Origin of the sequence: Microbacterium sp. MYb72 (assembly GCF_002979415.1) — a bacterium.
Lineage (GTDB): Bacteria > Actinomycetota > Actinomycetes > Actinomycetales > Microbacteriaceae > Microbacterium > Microbacterium natoriense.
In genome coordinates this window covers 1-3,928 of record NZ_PCOT01000062.1, presented here as the reverse complement: position 1 = coordinate 3,928, position 3,928 = coordinate 1, and the positions used below count along the sequence as shown (strand labels likewise).

The 3,928-nt window shown below is 69.0% G+C and carries 4 protein-coding genes; 1 reads left to right on the top strand and 3 read right to left on the bottom strand.

Annotated elements, in window-relative coordinates; all coding sequences use genetic code 11:
- Positions 1–106: 106 nt before the first annotated feature.
- From CQ047_RS18570 to CQ047_RS18560, 3 genes are all read right to left on the bottom strand, one after another.
- On the bottom strand, positions 107–874 hold the full coding sequence (locus tag CQ047_RS18570; RefSeq protein WP_181156013.1) for a head GIN domain-containing protein: 768 nt from the start codon (positions 872–874) through the stop codon (positions 107–109).
- 85 nt (positions 875–959) lie between these two features.
- The gene (locus CQ047_RS18565; protein WP_105677523.1) at positions 960–1,625 is read right to left on the bottom strand and encodes a response regulator transcription factor; all 666 of its coding nucleotides are present in this window, start codon (positions 1,623–1,625) and stop codon (positions 960–962) included.
- Complete coding sequence (locus CQ047_RS18560; protein WP_105677522.1) at positions 1,613–2,776, bottom strand: sensor histidine kinase; 1,164 nt, start codon at positions 2,774–2,776, stop codon at positions 1,613–1,615. Before CQ047_RS18560 ends, CQ047_RS18565 begins: the two co-directional genes overlap by 13 nt.
- Before the next feature lie 165 nt (positions 2,777–2,941).
- Here CQ047_RS18560 and CQ047_RS18555 point away from each other — a divergent pair, with 165 nt between their 5' ends.
- Entirely contained in the window at positions 2,942–3,889 is a 948-nt protein-coding gene (locus CQ047_RS18555; protein WP_105677520.1) for an alpha/beta fold hydrolase, read from the top strand.
- Positions 3,890–3,928 lie beyond the last annotated feature (39 nt).

Genomic DNA, 3,928 nt, shown 5'->3' with positions numbered 1-3,928 from the left:
GCGCGCGCCGCACTCGGTCTCGGCGTCCTGGCCGTCCTGCTGGGGGCGGGAGGGGCTGCGCTCCTGGTGAGCTCGCGTACGCGGTCCCGGAGCTGACCTCCGAGGTTCAGCGACGGTGCAGCTCCCCCGAACCGGAGATCTTCTTCGTCACGCTCGGGTCCCCCGCGTAGGAGACGTCTCCGCTCCCGTCGATCACGACATCGAGGGAGAGCCGGGCGTCGACATCGGCATCCCCCGACCCGGTGACGACCACGCGGGCGCGGTCGCTGCGCAGGGATGCCGCGCTGAACCCACCCGACCCCGCGACCTCGACGTCCTGGGCGGCGGCCGTGCCGTCGATCTCGACGCCCCCGGATCCCGTCATGCGGACGGTCAGCTCGGAGAGCTGGACATCGTCGACGGAGATGCTGCCTGAACCGTCTGCGACGACGGAGGCCGAGTCCGCGGCGACGCCTGCGGCCTCGACATCGCCCGAACCCTGCACGTCGATCGAGGGCGCCGTCGCGCCGGTGAAGTCGACCTGCGCGTCGCCCGAGCCTCGCACGTGGAGAGTCTCGAGGGTCGTCACCGTGAGCGAGTAGCGGATCTCACCGTTCCATCCGATGGGCGTCTTCTCCATGCCGAGGGTCAGCACCCCATCGGAGATCTCGGACGTGAGCTCGCCGATCACGTTCTCCCCTGCGGTGATACGCAGGGATGGCGTGCTGCCGACGCGCATCGTGAGATCGCCGCTCGTGTCCAGCACCACTTCGTTGATGTCCGTGATCGGTCGGTCCTCGCTCACCCGTGTCCCCGGATCGAACACCGCGCAGCCGGTCAGGGCGGCGGTGACGGCGAGCAGGATGACGGTGGAGGACAGCAGACGGGAGCGCATGGAAGACACGCTACGGAGGCGCCGGGCCGCTGAACAGCTACCGGGGTATGGAATCCGCCTCCCTCTGCGGTACGAGGAGCTCTCGTCAGACGCCGGGAACGACGAGGCCCCACTCATAGGCGAGGATCACGAGCTGTGCGCGGTCGCGGGCTCCCAGCTTCATCATCGTCCGATTCACATGGGTCTTCGCGGTGTGCGGAGAGATCGTCAGGGTCTCGGCGATCTCCTGGTTGGTCAGTCCGCCGGCGACGAGCAGCATCACCTCGCGCTCGCGGTCGGTGAGCGCGTCGAGAAGGACCTGATCCGGGACGCGGGGTGATGCGTCGGCGGCGCGCAGCGAGCGCTCGATGAGGGCACGTGTCGCAGCGGACGACAGGAGCGAGTCGCCCCGGTCGATCGTGAGCACGGCGCGCACGATCTCCTCCGGCTCGGCGCCCTTGCCGATGAATCCGCTGGCACCCGCGCGCAGTGCCGCCACCACGTACTCGTCCTCCTCGAAGGTCGTGAGGATCAGCACGCGCGTGCGACCCCCTGTCCCCTCTGCGCAGATCTCGGCCGTCGCGGCGATGCCGTCGAGGTCGGGCATCCGGATGTCCATCAGCACCACGTCCGGCGACTCGCGCTCCACGGCGCGCACGGCGTCCCGCCCTGTGGCGACCTCGCCGACCACGAGGATGCCGGCGTCGCCGAGGATGTCGCGGACGGCCTGCCGGATGAGCGGCTGGTCATCCGCGATGATCACGCTGACCATTCGTCACTCCCTCCGTCTGTGGGGAGTCGTACGTCGAGACGGAACACTCCGTCGACGCTCTCCGTCCGGACCGTACCGCGGACGGCTGTGACGCGCTCACGCAGCCCGACGAGCCCGTGACCGCCAGCGGACGCCTCCGGCCCCGCACGCACCTCGTTGCGGACGTCGATGAGGAGATCGCCGCTGACGACGTCCAGGCGGACGCGCACGGGACGATCCGCCCCGTGCTTGTGGGCGTTGGTGAGGCCCTCCAGGAGCACGAGGTAGGCGACGTGATCGTTCGACGGAGACAGCGCGACCCCTGCGGACTCGTCGTGGAGCTCGACGCGCAGCCCCGCGTCCACGAAGCGCGCGATCAGGTCGGCGGCGCCCGCGAGCCCGGTCTGCGGGCGCAGATCCCCGGTGTCCTCCGGATCCTCGGAGCGCAGCAGCGCCATCAGGCCCCCGATGTCGGTGAGGACCGTGCGGGACGCGCGTCGAATCGTCGTCAGCGCCTCTCTCGCGCGATCCGGTCGGGATTCCAGCGCCGACGACGCGACGCCCGCGTTGAGACTGATCACCGTGATCTGATGCGCGACGACATCGTGGAGATCGCGCGCGATGCGCACACGCTCCTCCGCGACCCGACGTCTGGCTTCCTCTTCTCGGCCGCGCTCCGCACGTTCCGCACGCTCGGTCATCGCGGCGCCGAACTCGCGACGAGATCGTGTGGCATCGCCGATCGCCCCGGCCAGTGAGATGAAGAACAGGAACTGCAAGGCCCTCGAATCGAAGAACTCTCCGTGCAGCGGGACCGCGTTGGAGACGAAGACGACTCCGACGACGAGCGTCAGCGCGATCAGCCCCACAGTGCGACGCGTGTACGCGGTGACGGCGAAAGCGCTGATCGCCGTCGCGATGAGAGAGCTCGGCGAGAGCATCCCCATCACCGAGAGCACGACCGCGACGACGACGCTGACGCCAAGGACCGCGAGGGGCCACCGACGACGGAACGGCATCGCCGCGGCCGGCAGGAGCGCGATCGGGAGCAGCATCCCGGGGACCTGGAAGACCGACTCCGGGTAGGGCAGCACCGCGAACAGGACGATGACGGCGACGGCGATCACATCCCCGAACGGCGCGGTGAGTCCGGAAGCGGGGCGGGCGGGCATCCTTCCAGTATTCCGCGCGCGGCCGCATCGGGAGTCCGCCCTGAGGATGACTTCCCCGTACTGCGAACGCGGTAGGGAGATGTCTGCGCCGGGGCGATGCCTCGAGCGGGCATCCGAACGACGCTGGAGGGACGGGGCGCACCGTGCGCCGCGGGAGAGGTCCGAATGAAGAAGTCTGTGAAGAGAGTGCTCGTCTCGATGACCGCCGTCGCCGCGGTGATCGCCGTCGGATTGGCGACGACCACGATCGTGAACGTCGTCGCCACCGACGCCGAACAGGAGCGGATCGAGCCCTACGGCCAGCTCGTCGAGGTCGACGGACGCCACATGAACGTCGCCATCAGCGGCAAGGGCGACGAGACCATCGTGCTTCTCCCCGGGTTCGGCACGGCGTCGCCCGCGCTCGATTTCGCTCCCCTCGTCGATGACCTGTCGGCGGATCACCGCGTCGTCGTGGTCGAGCCGTTCGGCTACGGCCTGAGCGACGGCACGGACCGCGAACGTACGACGGCGAACATCGTCTCCGAGGTGCACGAGGCTCTGGACGAGCTCGACATCGACCGGTATGTGCTGATGGGTCACTCGATCGCCGGGGTGTACGGCATCGAACTCGCACGTCGCTATCCCGACGAGGTCGAGGCCTTCGTGGGTATCGACTCCAGCGTGCCCGGTCAGCCCCGAACGGACACCGCGTTCCCCATCGGCCTGCTCGGCGCCGCCAAGAACCTCGGGCTCATCCGCCTTGTCGCCACGTCCGCCACGGGCTACGAGGAGGACGTGTACTCCGAAGAGGTGCGCGAGCAACTGGTGATGCTCTCCAACCGGAACTCGCTGAGTGCGACGTATCTCGATGAGATGTCCCACATCCGCACGAACTTCGCGGACGCGCTCGGCACCGGGTTCGCCCCGACGCTGCCGCTGCTGCTCTTCGTCGTGGAGCACAACGAGGAGGTCCCGGAGTGGCGGGAGCTGCACGAGAAGCAGGCTGCGGGCGTCGATGACGGAACCGTGATCGCGCTCGACGGCTCGCACTATCTGCACCACACGCAGTCGCCGCGGATCGCCGAAGAGTTCCGGGCATGGGAGGCGGCTCGATCGGCAGAGGTGGGCTGAGATCGCCGGCGGGCACCGGATAGCGTGGGCGCATGGTCA